Source organism: Thermoanaerobacterales bacterium (assembly GCA_030019475.1).
In the GTDB taxonomy this organism is placed as follows: Bacteria; Bacillota; Desulfotomaculia; order Desulfotomaculales; family JASEER01; genus JASEER01.
On record JASEER010000044.1, the window covers coordinates 1 to 15,418 of the forward strand.

A 15,418-nucleotide genomic window follows, 5' to 3' on the forward strand; every position below is an offset into this window, starting at 1 on the left:
TCCGCGAGGGCGGACGCACCGTGGGCGCCGGCGTGGTCACCGCCCTGAGAGAGTAACGCCGGGCGTTAAGCCTTAAACCATGACCAGGAAGAGACGGACGGGAGCCGGCTTGGGCTCCCGTCTCCCTTCTTGACGCATTTTCTTGACATCCCCTGGTCCCTATGGTAAAGTCAATTCGTAAATTTTTGGGGGGCCGGTCCCTTTTTAGTTTTGGGAGGTGTACGGGATGCGCGTGGACGTTACGCTGGCCTGCACGCAGTGCAAACGGCGTAATTATATTACGACGAAGAACAAGAAGAACGATCCCGGCCGCATCGAACTCAAGAAGTACTGCCGCTGGTGCGGCACCCATACCACTCATAAAGAAACGAAGTAGGGCGGGAAGATGGCACTCAAGAAGGTCCAGGAAGGAAAGCCCGATACACGGAAGTCCGCTCCGGTTGCTCGCAAAAGAGAGGCTGCTGCTTCCAAGGGAAGGAAGTTCGGAGGCCTCGCTTTTTTGACGCGTACCAGGGGCTTCCTCGAAGACGTTCTCAAAGAGTTGAAAAAGGTCCACTGGCCCACCCGCCGCGAGATCGTCATTTACACGGCGGTCGTTCTCGTCTCCGTCGCCATGGTGGGCGTCGTGATTTGGATCTTCGACTCCATCTTAAGCCAGCTCCTGGGGCTTATCATTAGCTAGAGGGTGCTCGGTTTGTGAGTACGCATTGGTACGTGGTCCACACCTATTCCGGCTACGAGAACAAGGTCAAGGCCAACCTGGAAAGACGGATCGAGTCCATGAACATGGGCGATAAGATCTTCAAGATCGTCGTGCCCATGGAGGACGAGGTCGAGATCAAGGATGGCCGGCGCAAGATAACCAAGCGCAAGATCTATCCCGGGTACGTCCTGGTGCAGATGATCCTTGACGACGACTCCTACCGGGTGGTCCGCAACACCCCGGGCGTCACCGGGTTTGTGGGCAGCACGGGGATCGGCTCCAAGCCCGTACCCCTGACCGACGACGAGGCCGACAGGATTATCCGCCAGATGGGCGGGGATGAGCCGCGGGTGCGCATAGACGTGGCCGTGGGTGAGAAGGTGCGTGTCACGGGAGGACCCTTCGAAAGCTTTATCGGGACGATCGAAGAGATTAACACCGAAAAGGGCAAGTTACGCGTGATGATCTCGATGTTCGGTCGGGAAACCCCCATCGAACTCGAGTACTATCAGATAGAGAAGATCAGCTAAGGGGGTGAGCGAATGGCAAAGAAAGTAGCAGGCGTTGTCAAGCTGCAGATCCCTGCGGGCAAGGCCACACCGGCACCCCCGGTCGGCTCCGGCCTGGGCCCGTACGGCGTGAATATTATGGCCTTCGTTAAAGAGTACAACGACCGGACGGCCGCCCAGGCGGGCCTGATCATTCCGGTCGAGATCACCATCTACGAGGACCGGAGTTTCAGCTTTGTGACCAAGACCCCGCCGGCCGCGGTTCTCCTGAAGAAGGCCGCCGGCATTGAGACAGCTTCCGGCGAACCCAACAGGAAAAAGGTCGGCCGGGTTACGCGCTCCAAGGTGCGCGAAATCGCCGAGCTGAAGATGCCCGACCTGAACGCGGCTTCGGTCGAGGCCGCGATGCGGATGGTCGAGGGCACGGCCCGCAGCATGGGGATTGAAATCGTAGAAGGTTAAGTGGGAGGAGCGCAGCTCCGCTTGCACCACGAGGAGGTATCCGGCAATGCCGAAACACGGGAAGAAATACCTTGAAGCACGTAAGCAGGTTGACAGGGACGCACTTCTGGATCCGGCCGAGGCGCTGGAACTCGTCAAGAAGGTCGCTCCGGCCAAGTTTGACGAAACGGTGGAGGCCGCCGTCCGCCTGGGGGTCGACCCCCGCCACGCCGACCAGCAGGTCCGCGGCGCGGTCGTCCTGCCGCATGGCACCGGCAAGACGCGCAAGCTCCTGGTTTTCGCCCGCGGGGACAAGGCCAAGGAAGCCGAGGAAGCCGGCGCGGATTATGTGGGCGCCGAGGACATGATCGCCAAGATCCAGGGCGGCTGGTTCGACTTTGACGTTGCCGTGGCCACCCCCGATATGATGGGGATGGTCGGTAAGATCGGCCGCCTGCTGGGCCCCAAGGGCCTGATGCCGAACCCGAAGACCGGGACGGTAACCTTCGATATCGCGCGGGCGGTGGCCGAGGTCAAGGCCGGCAAGATCCAGTACCGCGTCGACAAGGCGGGCATCATCCATGCTCCGATCGGCAAGGTCTCCTTTGAGACCGAGAAGCTGGTCGAGAACCTGAAGACCCTGGTGGACGCCCTGGTCCGGGCCAAGCCCGCGGCCGCCAAGGGGCAGTACATGAAGGGGGTCACGGTCGCCTCGACGATGGGTCCCGGGGTCCGCGTCAACGTGGCGAAACTGGTGGGCTAGACTTACCGATTTCTAATTACTAATAACTGATTTCCTGGCTGCAGACAGCGGGTGCCCGGCGGGACGCCGGGCTTAAGGGCCGAAGGAGAGCCGCCCGCCGAGGCCTGTAGGGTCTTTGGGCCCCTGCATGGCTTTGTATCTGCAGGGGCTTTCCGATTTTTACCGGGCAGTAAAGGAGGTGCAGTATTTGGCAACAACACGTGAAGACAAGGTGGCCGTAGTCGGGGAACTCAAGGAGACGATGGCCCGCGCCAAAATTATCGTCCTTACCGAGTACCGGGGCTTGAGCGTGGCTTCGATGACCGACCTGCGGCGGCGCATCCGCGGCGCCGGAGGGCACTTGAAGGTGGCCAAGAACACCCTGGCCCGTCGCGCGGCCCACGAGGCGGGCATTGAGGGGCTCGACCCCATGCTCAGCGGACCGATCGCCCTCGCCTTCGGGTTTGACGATCCGGCGGCCGTGCCCAAGGTCCTCACCCAGTTCCAAAAGGAGTTCGGGAAGGTGTCCCCGGTGGAGATCACCGGCGGGGTCATCGAGGGCCGGGTGGTGGCCATGGACGAGATCAAGCGGGTGGCCGACCTGCCAAGCCGCGAAGTGCTTCTCGCCCAGGTGGTGGGCGGCCTGCAGGCGCCGCTCACCGGCCTGGTCAACGTTCTGCAGGGCAACATCCGCAAGTTCGTCTACGCTCTGGAGGCCGTGAGGAAACTGAAGGAAGCGTAGGCCGCTTACTAATTTCAATTAGCTTAAGGAGGATTTCCGATGTCCAAAGTCAACGAGGTTCTCGAAATCGTCAAGGGCATGACCGTCCTTGAACTCGCCGACCTGGTAAAGGCGATGGAAGAAGAATTCGGCGTCTCCGCCGCCGCTCCGGTAGCCGCCGTGGCCGCGGCTCCGGCCGCCGCCGCTCCTGCCGCCGTCGAGGAGGAGCAGACCGAATTCGACGTTATCCTGGAGACCGTGGGCGACAAGAAGATCAACGTCATCAAGGTCGTCCGGGAGATCACCGGCCTGGGCCTCAAGGAGGCCAAGGAGCTGGTCGACGGCGCTCCCAAGCCGGTCAAAGAGAAGGTCAACAAGGAAGAGGCCGAGGCTATCAAGGCCAAGCTCGAGGAAGTCGGCGCCGGCGTGAAGATCAAGTAACTCAAACCCCACCTCCGGATAAAATCAGCCGGCCGGTTGTCCTCAAGGCGACCGGGGCCGTGAGATTTCACCCCGTTAACATTACGGGGTGAAATTTTTTGTTGACGGGGCATCCATTCTGTGATAACATTATAAGTCGTTGTCCATATGAGTATTATCTGGATCGGCTGGGGCCATAATACTTGGATAGGGATTGCGGGTTGTAAAAGCGAGGTCATTTTGGGTAACCTTGCTTTTAGTATTTCCATTGCAGGGGGTTGAGGCATGCCGGTCGCCAAGGCTAAAGAGCGCGTCGTCTTCGGCAAACTTCGTGAGGCCCTTGAGCTGCCCGACCTGGTGGAGGTGCAGAAGAAATCTTACCGCTGGTTTTTGGACCAGGGGTTGCGCGAGGTATTCCAGGACATCTCTCCGATCCAGGACTTTACCGGCAACCTGGTTCTTGAGTTTCTTGACTACAGCCTCGGCGAGCCCAAGTACGCCGTGCAGGAGTGCAAGGACCGCGACGTGACCTACGCCGCTCCCTTGCGCGTCAAGGTGCGGCTGATCAACCGGGAGACGGGCGAGGTCAAGGAACAGGATGTCTTTATGGGGGACTTCCCCCTGATGACCGACAAGGGAACCTTCATTATCAATGGTGCTGAGAGAGTCATTGTCAGTCAATTGGTTCGTTCTCCCGGCGTCTATTTTGATGCCCAGCCCGATCCGAACGGCAAGCTCATCTATACGGCGACCGTCATCCCCAGCCGCGGCGCCTGGCTGGAGTTCGAGACCGACGCCCTGGAGCATATCTGGGTGCGCGTCGACCGGACGCGGAAAATCCCGGCCACCGTGCTGATCCGCGCCCTCGGTTACGGCACCAGGACCCAGTTACTGTCGCTGTTCGACAACCACAAGAGCATTGAAGAAACCCTGACCAAGGACAACACCGACAACGAGGAAGACGCCCTGGTCGAGATCTATAAGCGCCTGCGCCCGGGCGAGCCTCCGACCGCGGAAAGCGCCCGGGCTCTGCTTGATAGTCTATTCTTCGATCCCAAGCGTTATGACCTGGCCCCCGTGGGCCGGTATAAGCTGTTCAAGAAGCTGAAGCACGGCATCCTCTACCGCTACGGGGAGGACACCGGCGAAACCTCGTATGATCCGTACCTTAAAGAGGATATCCCGGCGGACCGCGAGTTCATCCGAGCGCTGACCAAAGAGGACATTGTCGCCACCCTCCGCTACATCCTGCGGATGGTCGACGGCCAGGCGGAGCGGGATGACATCGACCACCTCGGGAACCGCCGGCTGCGTTCCGTGGGCGAGTTGCTGCAGAACCAGTTCCGCATCGGCCTGGCCCGGATGGAGCGCGTGGTGCGCGAGCGCATGACCATCCAGGATGTCGAGGTCATCACCCCGCAGGTCCTGATCAATATCCGGCCGGTCGTGGCCGCCATCAAGGAGTTCTTCGGCTCCAGCCAGCTTTCGCAGTTCATGGACCAGACCAACCCCCTGGCGGAACTCACCCACAAGCGTCGCCTTTCGGCTCTCGGCCCGGGCGGCCTGTCCCGGGAGCGGGCGGGTTTCGAGGTCCGCGACGTCCACCACTCCCACTACGGCCGGGTCTGCCCCATTGAGACGCCTGAAGGTCCGAACATCGGCCTGATCGGCTCCCTGACCTGCTACGCCCGGGTCAATGAGTTCGGCTTCATCGAGACGCCTTACCGGAAGGTGGACAAGGAGAGCGGCCGGGTCACGGACGAGATCGTGTACATGACGGCCGACGAGGAAGAGGAATACGTCATCGCCCAGGCCAACGTGGGTCTGGACGACCGGGGATACTTTGAAGAGAAGCGGGTCAGCGCCCGGTACAAAGGGGAGTTCCTGCTCGTGGACGCCGACCGGGTCGACTTCGTCGACGTCTCTCCGAAGCAGGTGTTCAGCGTCGCCACCTCCCTGATCCCCTTCCTGGAGCACGACGACGCCAACCGCGCCCTCATGGGGGCGAACATGCAGCGCCAGGCGGTGCCGCTTTTGAACGCCGAGGCGCCCCTGATCGGCACCGGGATCGAGGCCAAGGCGGCCTACGATTCCGGGGTCGTCGTGATCGCCGAAAACTCCGGGTACGTGGAACGGGTGTCGGCCGACGAGGTCAAGATCCGGACTGACGCCGGCGGGCTGGATACCTACCGGCTCTCCAAGTTTACCCGCTCCAACCAGGGCACCTGCCTGAACCAGCGCCCGATCGTCTACGCCGGCGAGCGGATTGAGAAGGGCCAGGTCATCGCCGACGGGCCGTGCACAGACCACGGGGAACTGGCCCTGGGGCGGAACGTCCTGGTGGCCTTCATGCCCTGGGAGGGCTACAACTACGAGGACGCCATCCTGGTCAGCGAAAAGCTTATCAAGGAAGACATGTACACCTCGATCCATATCGAGGAGTATGAATGCGACGCCCGGGACACCAAGCTCGGGCCGGAGGAAATCACCCGCGACATCCCGAACGTCGGCGAGGACGCTTTGAAGGACCTGGACGAGCGCGGGGTCATCCGCGTCGGGGCCGAGGTCCGCCCGGGGGACATCCTGGTCGGCAAGGTAACCCCCAAGGGCGAGACCGAACTGACCGCCGAGGAGCGCCTCCTGCGGGCCATCTTCGGGGAAAAGGCGCGCGAGGTCCGCGACACCTCCCTGCGCGTCCCGCATGGCGAGTCCGGTAAAGTCGTGGACGTCAAGGTTTTCTCGCGCGAGAACGGCGATGAGCTGCCCCCCGGCGTGAACCAGCTCGTGCGGGTCTACGTGGCCCAGAAGCGCAAGCTCTCCGAGGGGGACAAAATGGCCGGGCGCCACGGGAACAAGGGCGTCATCGCCCGCATCATGCCGGAGGAGGATATGCCCTTCCTGCCCGACGGCACGCCGATCGAGATCGTCCTCAACCCCCTGGGCGTCCCGTCCCGCATGAACATCGGCCAGGTCCTGGAGTGCCACCTGGGCTGGGCGGCACAGGCCCTCGGCTACAACATCGCCACCCCGGTCTTCAACGGCGCCCGGGAGTCGGACATCACCGAGACCCTTGATCGTTGCGGACTGCCGCCGGACGGCAAGATCGAACTCCGCGACGGCCGGTCCGGCCTGCCCTTTGACCGCCCGATCACGGTCGGTTACATCTATATGCTGAAGCTGGCCCACCTGGTCGACGATAAGATCCACGCGCGGTCGACCGGGCCGTATTCCCTCGTCACGCAGCAGCCTCTCGGCGGCAAGGCGCAGTTCGGCGGCCAGCGCTTCGGCGAGATGGAGGTCTGGGCCCTGGAGGCCTATGGGGCGGCCTACACCCTGCAGGAGATCCTGACCGTCAAATCCGACGATGTCGTGGGCCGGGTAAAAACCTACGAGGCCATTGTCAAGGGCGAAAACGTGCCGGAGCCGGGTGTGCCCGAGGCCTTCAAGGTCCTGATCAAGGAAGTGCAGAGCCTCGGCCTGGACATCAAGGTCCTCGCCGAGGACGACCGGGAGATCGAGATCCGGGAGGTGGAGGACGACTTCGCCGAGCCGGACAAGGACCTTGAACTGGACTTCCAGGCGATGCCGGAGCCCGGCCGGAACCGCGATGACAACGACGAAGGAGAGGACATCGGCGAGGAACCGGAGGAGGACGAGGAGACCCTGTTCGGCGAGGAGGGCTTCTCCGTAGAGGAACGGGATATCGGAGAGGACTACGACCGGGAAGACAATGACCTGGCGGACGACGACGGGCGCCGGGACGACGAAGAGTAAAATTGGATTCAGGGTCTTCCTAGGAGGGATGAAGCGCGGTGCTGGATTTAACCAACTTCGACCGGATTCGCATTGGTTTGGCGTCGCCGGAGCAGATAAGGGACTGGTCACATGGGGAGGTCAAGAAGCCGGAGACCATCAACTACCGCACTTTGAAGCCCGAGCGTGACGGGCTCTTCTGCGAGCGCATCTTCGGGCCGACCCGCGACTGGGAATGCCATTGCGGCAAGTACAAGCGCGTGCGCTACAAGGGCGTGATCTGCGACCGCTGCGGCGTCGAGGTCACGCGCTCGAAAGTCCGCCGCGAACGGCTGGGGCATATCGAACTGGCGGCCCCGGTCTCGCATATCTGGTACTTCAAGGGCATCCCCTCCCGCATGGGCCTGCTGCTGGACATGTCACCCCGGGCCCTGGAAAAGGTTTTATATTTCGTTTCCTACGTTGTGATCGACCCGGGCGAGACGGCCCTGATCAAGAAGCAGATGCTCACCGAACAGGAGTACCGCGAGTACAAGGAAAAGTTCGGCACGGCCTTCACGGCCGGCATGGGGGCCGAGGCCATCAAGACCCTGCTGGAGGAGATCGACCTCGAGGCGATGGCCGAGGAACTGCGGCGCGAGATCCGGGACGTGACGGGGCAGCGGCGCATCCGCGCCATCCGCCGCCTGGAGGTCGCGGAGGCCTTCCGTAAGTCGGGCAACCGGCCGGAGTGGATGATCCTCGACGTCCTGCCGGTCATCCCCCCCGAGCTGCGTCCCATGGTCCAGCTCGACGGCGGCCGTTTCGCTACCTCCGACCTGAACGACCTCTACCGCCGGGTCATCAACCGCAATAACCGCTTGAAGAGGCTCCTGGAGCTGGGCGCCCCCGACATCATCGTGCGCAATGAGAAGCGGATGCTGCAGGAGGCCGTCGACGCCCTGATCGACAACGGGCGGCGCGGCCGCCCGGTCACCGGGCCCGGCAACCGCCCGCTGAAGTCCCTCTCGGACATGCTCAAGGGCAAGCAGGGGCGTTTCCGCCAGAACCTGCTGGGCAAGCGCGTCGACTACTCCGGGCGTTCCGTGATCGTGGTCGGCCCCGCCCTCAGGCTGCACCAGTGCGGCCTGCCCAAGGAGATGGCGCTGGAACTCTTCAAGCCCTTCGTCATGAAGAAACTCGTGGCCGACGGCCTGGCGCACAACATCAAGAGCGCCAAGCGCATGGTGGAGCGCGTGCGGCCCGAGGTCTGGGACATCCTCGAGGATGTCATCCGGGAGCACCCGGTCATGCTCAACCGCGCGCCCACGCTGCACCGCCTGGGCATCCAGGCCTTTGAGCCGATCCTGGTCGAGGGCCGGGCGATCCAGATCCACCCGATGGTCTGTACCGCCTACAACGCCGACTTCGACGGGGACCAGATGGCCGTCCACGTGCCGCTGTCGGCCGAGGCCCAAGCCGAGGCGCGGCTCCTGATGCTCTCGACCCACAACATTCTGAACCCGAAGGACGGGCGCCCGGTGACCGTCCCCACGCAGGACATGGTCATCGGAAACTACTACCTGACCGTTGAGCGGCCGGGTGCGAAAGGCGAGGGCATGGCCTTCAAGGACCCCGAAGAGGCCATCCTCGCTTACGAGAGCGGGGCGGTCTCCCTCCATGCCCGGGTCAAGATACGCATGCCGGACGGGGAGTGTATCAACCATGACGTGCGGGGCAAGCTCATCGAGACCACCGTGGGCCGGGTCATCTTCAACTCCATCCTGCCCGGCGAGCTGCCCTATATCAACGAGATCGCCGACAAAAAGAAGCTGGGGCGCATCGTCGACCAGTGCTACCGTAAACTGGGATACGCTAAGACCGCGGAGTTCCTGGACGGAGTCAAGAAAATCGGCTTCCACTTCGCGACCCGCGCCGGCCTGACGATCGGGGTGGACGATATCGTCATCCCGGAGGCTAAGAAGACGATCCTGGAGGAGACCGAGAAGAAAGTCCAGACCGTCGAGGACCAGTACCGCCGCGGGTTGATCACCTGGGATGAGCGCTACCGGAAGGTCATCGAGGCCTGGAACAAGGCCACGGACGCCGTCACCGAGGAGATCATGAACACGCTCGACCGCTTCAACCCGGTTTACATGATGGCCACCTCGGGTGCCCGCGGTAACATCCAGCAGATCCGCCAGCTGGCCGGGATGCGCGGCCTGATGGCCGACCCTTCGGGGCGCATCATCGACCTGCCGATCAAGGCCAGCTTCCGGGAAGGCCTGACCGTTTCCGAGTACTTCATCTCCACCCACGGCGCCCGCAAGGGCCTGGCCGACACCGCCCTGCGGACGGCCGACTCCGGCTACCTTACCCGGCGCCTGGTGGACGTCGCGCAGGACGTCATCGTCCGTGAGGACGACTGCGGCACCGAGGACTGTATCGAGGTGGCCGAGATCCGGGACGGGACCGAGGTCATCGAGAACCTCGAGGACCGTATCGTCGGGCGGTTCGCCGCCGTGGATATTCAGCACCCCGAGACGGGAGAAGTCCTGGCCCGGGCCAACACGGAAATCTCCGAAGAGGCGGCGGACGCCGTTACCCGCGCCGGGATCAGGAAGGTCAAGGTCCGCTCCTCTCTCACCTGCAAGACCAAGCATGGGGTCTGCCGCAAGTGCTACGGGCGCAATCTGGCCACGGGCCACCTGGTGGACATCGGCGAGGCGGTGGGGATCATCGCCGCCCAGTCCATCGGCGAGCCCGGCACGCAGCTGACGATGCGCACCTTCCACACCGGCGGCGTCGCCGGTGAGGATATCACCCAGGGTCTGCCCCGCGTCGAGGAGTTGTTCGAGGCCCGGCGGCCGAAGGGCCAGGCCGTGGTCGCGGAGATCGACGGCACTGTGGAAGTGCGTGAGATCAAGGGGCGGCGCGAGATCGAGATCGCGGGCCCGGAAGGGGAGCGGGAACAGTACGCGATTCCTTACGGGGCGCGGCTGAAGGTGCAGTCCGGGGACACGGTGGCCGCCGGCGACGAGTTGACCGAGGGCTCGGTCAACCCCCACGACCTCCTGAAGATCAAGGGCGTGGGCGCGGTGCAGCTCTACCTTTTGCAAGAGGTGCAGCGCGTTTACCGGATGCAGGGTGTCGATATCAACGACAAGCACATCGAAATCATGATCCGGCAGATGCTGCGCAAAGTGAAGATCGAGGATGCCGGGGACACCGACTTCCTGCCCGGCGGGCTGGTGGACATCCTCGAATTGGAGGAGGAAAACGCCCGCGTCACGGCGGAGGGCGGCGAGCCGGCCACCAGCCGCCCGGTCCTCCTTGGGATCACCAAGGCCTCGCTGGCCACCGACTCGTTCCTGGCCGCCGCCTCCTTCCAGGAGACGACCCGCGTCCTGACCGAGGCGGCCATCAAGGGCAAGGTCGATCCCTTGGTGGGATTGAAGGAAAACGTTATCATCGGCAAGCTGGTGCCGGCCGGAACAGGGATGGTGCGCTACCGGAACATCGAAGTCGCCGAGGGGGGCGAAGAGGCTCAATTACCGTCGTAACCGCCGGTTGACAAACGTTCTTGCGCGGTGATATGCTTTTTAAGTGTGTGAATCTTGAAGGGAGGATTTACCTTTGCCCTTCGAGAGACTGCAGGCGGCCCGCAAGAAGATGGTGGGGAGCAGGCAGACCATCAAGCTCATACAGAGGGGGCAGGCCGTGGAGGTGTATGTCGCGCTGGACGCCGACGCACACATCACCGGCCCGATCATCCAGGCTTGCCGGGCGCGGGGCATCCCGCTCATCGAGGTGTCCTCGATGGCCGAACTCGGCAAGGCCTGCGGGATCAAGGTTAATTGCGCTGCGGCGGCCATCGCCGAGTAGAGGTTAACCGGCCCCCTACCCCTCACGGTAGGGGGCATCATATTCTTACCAACCCAGCGGAGGAGGTGTAAGAGAGGAAATGCCGACCATTAACCAGCTTGTGCGCAAGGGCAGGGAACGGCTGACCGAGAAGTCGGCTTCTCCGGCCCTCAAGGAGTGCCCGCAGAAGAGGGGCGTATGCACCCGCGTTTACACGACCACGCCGAAGAAGCCCAACTCGGCCCTGCGGAAGGTCGCCCGCGTGCGCCTGACCAACGGTTACGAGGTTACCAGCTATATCCCCGGCATCGGTCATAACCTGCAGGAGCACTCCGTGGTCCTGGTCCGCGGCGGCAGAGTGAAGGACCTGCCGGGCGTGCGCTACCACATCGTCCGCGGGACCCTTGACGCCGCCGGGGTGCAGAACCGCAACCGCGGCCGCTCCAAGTACGGAGCCAAGAGGCCCAAGAAGTAAAGGGGGGAATCAATTGCCACGCCGAGGAGCCGTTCCGAAACGTGACGTGCTGCCGGACCCGGTATACGGCAGCAAGGTGCTCACGAAGCTCATCAATAAGGTAATGCTCGACGGGAAGAAGAGCGTCGCCGAGACGATCTGTTACGGCGCCTTCGAGGAGATCAAGGAGAAGACCGGCCGGGATCCGCTGGAAGTCTTCGAGCAGGCGATGAAGAACGTGATCCCCATCGTGGAGACCCGTCCGCGGCGGGTGGGCGGCGCCAACTACCAGGTGCCCGTCGAGGTCCGGCCGGAGCGCAAGGAGACCCTGGCCATCCGCTGGATCGTCAGCTTCGCGCGGCAGCGCGCGGGGAAGAGCATGCAGGAGAAGCTGGCCGCCGAGATTATGGATGCCGCCAACGGGACCGGCGGAGCGGTCAAGAAGAAGGAAGACACGCATCGTATGGCCGAGGCCAACAAGGCCTTCGCACACTACAGGTGGTAAGTAAAGGGAGCGAGGTTCGGTAATGGGGCGTTCTGTTCCGCTCGAACGGACGAGGAACATCGGCATCATGGCTCACATCGATGCCGGTAAGACAACAACAACTGAGCGGATCCTGTTTTACACCGGCAGAGTCCACCGTATCGGTGAGGTCGACGACGGCGCGGCCACCATGGACTGGATGGTCCAGGAGCAGGAGCGCGGCATCACCATCACCTCGGCGGCGACGACATGCTTCTGGCGTAACCACCGGATCAACATTATCGATACGCCAGGGCACGTGGATTTCACGGTCGAGGTGGAGCGCTCCCTGCGCGTGCTGGACGGCGCCGTTGCGGTGTTTTGCTCGGTGGGCGGGGTGGAGCCCCAGTCCGAGACCGTCTGGCGCCAGGCCGACAAGTACGGGGTTCCGCGCATCGCCTACATCAACAAGATGGACCGTATCGGCGCGGACTTTTACCGCAGCATGGAATCCATCCGTCACAAACTCAATGCCAACCCCGTCGCCTTGCAGCTGCCCATCGGGGCCGAGGACAGGTTCCGGGGCATCGTCGACCTGGTGGAGAACAAGGCGCTTATATATGGCGATGATTTGGGTAAACAAGTAAGCGAAGTGGATATCCCTGCCGAGATGGCGGAGGAAGCCGCCGCGTACCGGGAGAAGCTGTTGGAAGCCATCGCCGAGGCCGACGAGGACCTGATGGTCAAGTACCTGGAAGGCGAGCCGCTCACGGCCGGGGAGATCCGCGCCGGTATCCGGAAAGCGACGGTGGCGGTGCAGATGATCCCGGTCCTTTGCGGTTCCTCGTACCGGAACAAAGGGGTGCAGCCCCTGTTGGACGCCATCGTCGATTACCTGCCGGCGCCCACGGACATCCCGCCGGTGCGGGGTGTGAACCCCCGGACCGGGCAGGAGGATGAACGGGAGGCCCGGGACGACGCTCCCTTCGCCGCCCTGGCCTTTAAGATCATGGTCGACCCTTACGTGGGTAAGCTGACCTTCTTCCGGGTTTACTCCGGGGTCCTGAAGTCCGGTTCGGTCGTCTTCAACTCGACCAAGGGGAAACGGGAGCGCATCGGCCGGTTGCTCCTGATGCACGCCAACCACCGCGAAGAGGTGGATGCGGTTTACGCGGGGGACATCGCCGCGGCCGTCGGCCTGAAGACGGCCACCACCGGCGACACCCTCTGCGCGGAGCAGGCGCCGGTCGTCCTGGAGGCCATCGAGTTTCCGGAGCCCGTGATTGCCGTCGCCATCGAGCCCAAGACCAAGGCCGACCAGGATAAGATGGGCGTCGCGTTGCAGCGACTGGCCGAGGAGGATCCGACCTTCAAGGTCCGCGTCGAGGAAGAGACCGGGCAGACCCTGATCTCCGGCATGGGCGAACTGCACCTGGAGATCATCGTCGACCGGCTGCTGCGCGAGTTCAACGTCCAGGCCAATGTCGGCCGGCCGCAGGTGGCGTATAAGGAGACCCTGCGGCGCGCGACCAGGGCCGAGGGCAAGTTCGTCCGCCAGACGGGCGGGCGCGGCCAGTACGGGCACGTTATATTGCAGGTGGAGCCCCGCGAGCGCGGGCAGGGATTCGCGTTCCTGAACAAGGTCGTTGGCGGCGCGGTGCCGAAAGAGTTCATCCCGGCCGTGCAGGCCGGGGTGGAGGAGGCGTTGCAGAGCGGACCGCTCCTCGGTTACCCGGTCATCGATGTCCAGGTCACCCTGGTGGACGGTTCCTACCACCCCGTGGATTCCTCGGAGATGGCCTTTAAGATCGCCGCTTCGATGGGGTTCAAGAAGGCGGCGTCCGAGGGGGGGCCGGTGCTTCTCGAGCCCGTGATGCGGGTCGAGGTGACCGTGCCGGAGGAGTTCACCGGGGATGTGATCAGTGACCTGAACGCCCGGCGGGGGCACATCGACGAGATGGGCCTGGAAGGTAACGTCCGCGTGGTGCGCGCCCGGGTTCCGCTGGCCGAGATGTTCGGCTACGCCACCGAACTGCGTTCCCGCACTCAGGGGCGGGGCAACTATAATATGCAGTTCGATCATTATGCTGAGGTCCCCGCCGGCCTGGTGGAGAAACTCAGCCGGCGTTAGATCTGGATACTATTCTTCAAGGAGGCAAACCGCAAAATGGCGAAGGCCAAATTTGTACGCTCCAAGCCCCACGTCAACATCGGGACGATCGGGCACGTCGACCATGGCAAGACCACACTGACGGCGGCGATCACCCTGATCCTGTCCAAGTTCGGTCAGGCCACGTACAAGAAATACGACGAGATCGACGCGGCGCCCGAAGAGAAAGCGCGCGGCATCACCATCAACACCGCGCACGTCGAGTACGAGACCGAAAAGCGGCATTACGCCCACGTCGACTGCCCGGGCCACGCCGACTACATCAAAAACATGATCACCGGCGCGGCGCAGATGGACGGCGCCATCCTCGTCGTCTCCGCGGCCGACGGCCCGATGCCGCAGACGCGCGAGCACATCCTCCTGGCGCGGCAGGTGGCCGTGCCGTCCATCGTCGTCTTCCTCAACAAAGCCGATATGGTCGACGACCCCGAGCTTTTGGAGCTCGTCGAGATGGAAGTGCGCGAGCTTCTGTCCACCTACGAATTCCCGGGGGACGACTCCCCGGTCATCGCCGGGTCCGCCTTAAAGGCCCTCGAGTGCGGCTGCGGCAAGCGCGAGTGCGAGGCCTGCGGGCCGATCTTAAAGCTCATGGACGCCGTCGACGAGTTCATCCCCACCCCCGAGCGCGACATCGACAAACCGTTCCTCATGCCGGTTGAAGACGTCTTCACCATCACCGGGCGCGGCACCGTCGGCACCGGGCGCGTCGAGCGCGGCAAGATCCGGGTGGGCGAAGAAGTCGAGATCGTCGGCCTGGCCGAGAAGGCGCGGAAGACCGTCGTCACCGGCGTCGAGATGTTCCGCAAGATCCTCGACGAGGGCGTCGCGGGCGACAACATCGGCGTCCTGCTGCGCGGCGTCGACCGCAAAGAGCTGGAGCGGGGGCAGGTGCTCGCCAAGCCCGGGAGCATCAGGCCGCTGACCAAATTCTCGGCCGAGGTGTACGTCCTGACCAAAGAAGAAGGCGGGCGGCACACCCCGTTCTTCAACGGCTACCGGCCGCAGTTCTACTTTAGGACGACCGACGTCACGGGCGTCATCAAGCTGCCGGAAGGCGTCGAGATGGTGATGCCGGGCGACAACATCAAGATCGACATCGACCTGATCACCCCGATCGCCATCGAAGAGGGACTGCGCTTCGCCATCCGCGAGGGCGGACGCACCGTGGGCGCCGGCGTGGTCACCGCCCTGAGAGAGTA

Annotated in this window: 14 protein-coding genes; all 14 read left to right on the forward strand. The window is 63.3% G+C overall.

What is annotated here, in order from left to right:
• Positions 1–226: 226 nt before the first annotated feature.
• Positions 227–376, forward strand: a complete 150-nt coding sequence (rpmG, locus tag QMC81_10205) for a 50S ribosomal protein L33 (GenBank protein MDI6907838.1) — start codon at positions 227–229, stop codon at positions 374–376.
• A 123-nt stretch (positions 377–499) separates the two neighbouring features.
• Complete coding sequence (secE, locus tag QMC81_10210) at positions 500–682, forward strand: preprotein translocase subunit SecE (GenBank protein MDI6907839.1); 183 nt, start codon at positions 500–502, stop codon at positions 680–682.
• Positions 683–696: 14 nt separating this feature from the next.
• Positions 697–1,233, forward strand: a complete 537-nt coding sequence (gene nusG, locus QMC81_10215; GenBank protein MDI6907840.1) for a transcription termination/antitermination protein NusG — start codon at positions 697–699, stop codon at positions 1,231–1,233.
• Positions 1,234–1,245: 12 nt separating this feature from the next.
• Positions 1,246–1,674 (forward strand): 50S ribosomal protein L11, encoded by a 429-nt coding sequence (gene rplK, locus QMC81_10220; GenBank protein ID MDI6907841.1) that lies wholly within the window; start codon positions 1,246–1,248, stop codon positions 1,672–1,674.
• 46 nt (positions 1,675–1,720) lie between these two features.
• Positions 1,721–2,416 carry a 50S ribosomal protein L1 gene (gene rplA / locus QMC81_10225; protein ID MDI6907842.1) on the forward strand — a complete coding sequence of 232 codons (696 nt, stop codon included), beginning with the start codon at positions 1,721–1,723 and terminating at the stop codon, positions 2,414–2,416.
• A gap of 187 nt (positions 2,417–2,603) precedes the next feature.
• Entirely contained in the window at positions 2,604–3,137 is a 534-nt protein-coding gene (rplJ, locus tag QMC81_10230) for a 50S ribosomal protein L10 (GenBank protein MDI6907843.1), read from the forward strand.
• Positions 3,138–3,176: 39 nt separating this feature from the next.
• Positions 3,177–3,557, forward strand: coding sequence for a 50S ribosomal protein L7/L12 (gene rplL, locus QMC81_10235; protein ID MDI6907844.1), 381 nt, complete (start codon positions 3,177–3,179; stop codon positions 3,555–3,557).
• A 264-nt stretch (positions 3,558–3,821) separates the two neighbouring features.
• A complete protein-coding gene (gene rpoB, locus QMC81_10240; protein ID MDI6907845.1) occupies positions 3,822–7,310 on the forward strand; it encodes a DNA-directed RNA polymerase subunit beta in 3,489 nt (1,162 codons plus the stop codon).
• Between the two features lie 38 nt (positions 7,311–7,348).
• On the forward strand, positions 7,349–10,831 hold the full coding sequence (rpoC, locus tag QMC81_10245) for a DNA-directed RNA polymerase subunit beta' (GenBank protein ID MDI6907846.1): 3,483 nt from the start codon (positions 7,349–7,351) through the stop codon (positions 10,829–10,831).
• A gap of 73 nt (positions 10,832–10,904) precedes the next feature.
• Positions 10,905–11,153 (forward strand): ribosomal L7Ae/L30e/S12e/Gadd45 family protein, encoded by a 249-nt coding sequence (locus tag QMC81_10250; protein MDI6907847.1) that lies wholly within the window; start codon positions 10,905–10,907, stop codon positions 11,151–11,153.
• A gap of 79 nt (positions 11,154–11,232) precedes the next feature.
• Positions 11,233–11,607, forward strand: coding sequence for a 30S ribosomal protein S12 (rpsL, locus tag QMC81_10255; GenBank protein ID MDI6907848.1), 375 nt, complete (start codon positions 11,233–11,235; stop codon positions 11,605–11,607).
• A gap of 13 nt (positions 11,608–11,620) precedes the next feature.
• The gene (gene rpsG / locus QMC81_10260; GenBank protein ID MDI6907849.1) at positions 11,621–12,091 is read left to right on the forward strand and encodes a 30S ribosomal protein S7; all 471 of its coding nucleotides are present in this window, start codon (positions 11,621–11,623) and stop codon (positions 12,089–12,091) included.
• Between the two features lie 22 nt (positions 12,092–12,113).
• On the forward strand, positions 12,114–14,180 hold the full coding sequence (gene fusA, locus QMC81_10265) for an elongation factor G (GenBank protein MDI6907850.1): 2,067 nt from the start codon (positions 12,114–12,116) through the stop codon (positions 14,178–14,180).
• 36 nt (positions 14,181–14,216) lie between these two features.
• Positions 14,217–15,418 (forward strand): elongation factor Tu (gene tuf / locus QMC81_10270; GenBank protein ID MDI6907851.1); only part of this gene is annotated, 1,202 nt, incomplete at its 3' end.

Bases quoted from the DNA above. Each gene is read 5' to 3' on its own strand.
- rplL (MDI6907844.1), top strand. From the start codon at position 3,177: ATGTCCAAAGTCAACGAGGTTCTCGAAATCGTCAAGGGCATGACCGTC.
- fusA (MDI6907850.1), top strand. From the start codon at position 12,114: ATGGGGCGTTCTGTTCCGCTCGAACGGACGAGGAACATCGGCATCATG.
- rpmG (MDI6907838.1), top strand. From the start codon at position 227: ATGCGCGTGGACGTTACGCTGGCCTGCACGCAGTGCAAACGGCGTAAT.
- rplA (MDI6907842.1), top strand. From the start codon at position 1,721: ATGCCGAAACACGGGAAGAAATACCTTGAAGCACGTAAGCAGGTTGAC.
- rplK (MDI6907841.1), top strand. From the start codon at position 1,246: ATGGCAAAGAAAGTAGCAGGCGTTGTCAAGCTGCAGATCCCTGCGGGC.
- rpoB (MDI6907845.1), top strand. From the start codon at position 3,822: ATGCCGGTCGCCAAGGCTAAAGAGCGCGTCGTCTTCGGCAAACTTCGT.
- rpsL (MDI6907848.1), top strand. From the start codon at position 11,233: ATGCCGACCATTAACCAGCTTGTGCGCAAGGGCAGGGAACGGCTGACC.